This window comes from Caballeronia cordobensis (assembly GCF_001544575.2).
In the GTDB taxonomy this organism is placed as follows: Bacteria; Pseudomonadota; Gammaproteobacteria; order Burkholderiales; family Burkholderiaceae; genus Caballeronia; species Caballeronia cordobensis.
In genome coordinates, this window is the sequence record NZ_FCNY02000063.1 from 1 (window position 1) to 1,666 (window position 1,666).

General features: G+C 63.0%; 1 protein-coding gene. It reads left to right on the forward strand.

The genetic code is table 11. The annotated features are described in order from the left end of the window. Positions 1 to 106 precede the first annotated feature (106 nt). Positions 107 to 1,543 carry an ISNCY family transposase gene (locus AWB70_RS38060; RefSeq protein ID WP_060854265.1) on the forward strand — a complete coding sequence of 479 codons (1,437 nt, stop codon included), beginning with the start codon at positions 107 to 109 and terminating at the stop codon, positions 1,541 to 1,543. Positions 1,544 to 1,666: the final 123 nt, after the last annotated feature.

Below are 1,666 nucleotides of genomic sequence, written 5' to 3' on the forward strand. Positions count from 1 at the left end.
TGTCACAGCAAAGTAGTAGTGTCGTACTTGAGCAAAGTACAGATGTCGCACCTGAGGCGTTTCGAGGTCAAGCTAATCCGGTTTTCGCCACCTGCGGGGGCCGGCCATGAGCGAGATCGAGACGATCACCATGAGCATGCGGGAAGTCGATCGGTTGAAGGTCATCGAAGCTGTGGTTGATGGCCGGCTGATGCCTTGGCGTGCCGCCGAACGGCTGGGCATGAGTCGTCGGCAAGTCGAGCGCCTGGCAAACCGCTATCGAGCCGATGGCGCCGCGGGCCTGGTCTCGAAGCGTCGCGGCAAGCCCGGCAATCACCAGTTGCCCGATAACCTCGTCTGCCGCGCCTTGACCTTGATCCACGAACGCTATGCCGATTTCGGTCCGACGCTGGCCTGCGAGAAACTGCGCGAGTGTCATGGACTGACGTTATCGAAGGAAACCGTGCGCCATCTGATGACCGAGGCCGGCTTGTGGCTACCGCGCCGGCAGCGCCCGCCCAGGGTCTATCAGCCGCGGGCACGCCGTGCGTGCCTGGGCGAGCTGATCCAGATCGACGGCTGCGAGCATCGCTGGTTCGAGGCGCGCGCGCCGCAATGCACGTTGCTGGTGTATGTGGATGACGCCACGAGCCGCCTGATGCACCTGCACTTCACCGCGACCGAGTCGACCTTCAGCTACTTCGAGGCCACGCGTGCGTATCTGGAGCGCTACGGCAAGCCGATGGCGTTCTACAGCGATAAGGCGAGCGTGTTTCGCAGCGTGGCGGCGCACAAGACGGGGCGCAGTGTGACGCACTTCGGTCGGGCGATGTACGCGCTCAATATCGACACGCTGTGTGCCAATTCCAGCCCGGCCAAGGGCCGCGTCGAGCGTGCGCATCTGACCTTGCAGGACCGGCTCGTGAAGGAGTTGCGCCTGCGCGGCATTAGCACGATAGCGCACGCCAACGCGTATGCGCCCTGCTTCATGGCCGACTACAACGCGCGCTTTGCCAAACCAGCGCGACGGGGGTTCGATGCGCATCGGCCCTTGCGGGAAGACGAGCGGCTGGACGACGTGCTGACGTGGCGCGAGCAGCGGCGCGTCACGAAAGCGCTGACCGTGCAATACGATCGCGTGCTGTATCTGCTGGACGATACGGACGAGAACCGCGCGCTGATCCATCGCTATATCGACGTGTGGGAGTATCCGGACGGCCGCATCGAGATTCGCGCGCTCGAGCGCGTGCTGGCGTATCGGCAATACGATCGACTGGACGAGGTGGACCAAGGGGCGATCGTGGACAACAAGCGCCTGGGTCACGCGCTGGAGCTTGCGCAAATGATGCAGATGCAGCGCGATAACCGACGCGCCTCTGGCTCGCCTTCGCGTACGAATCGGGGCATCGAGGCGCGCTCGCCCGAACGGGCACCCGGCACCAAGAAGCAGCGCGACTTCACGCGTGGCGATCTCGAACAGATGATCGGAGCGTTGAGCCAACAGCACGCCGTGGCGCACGAATCCGCTACCCAAACGAGCAATCGGTCAGGCAAGGCACGCTGACCATGCACCCGCGCCCTGCCCGTTCAACCCGCGTGCTTCGACGTTGTGTGAGAACCAAACACAGAACAAGTACGACATCTGTATTTAGCTGCCGCTACGACATTTCAATCTGGCCGTGACATT

Coding starts and splice junctions, on each gene's coding strand:
- AWB70_RS38060 (WP_060854265.1), top strand. CDS start 107: ATGAGCGAGATCGAGACGATCACCATGAGCATGCGGGAAGTCGATCGG.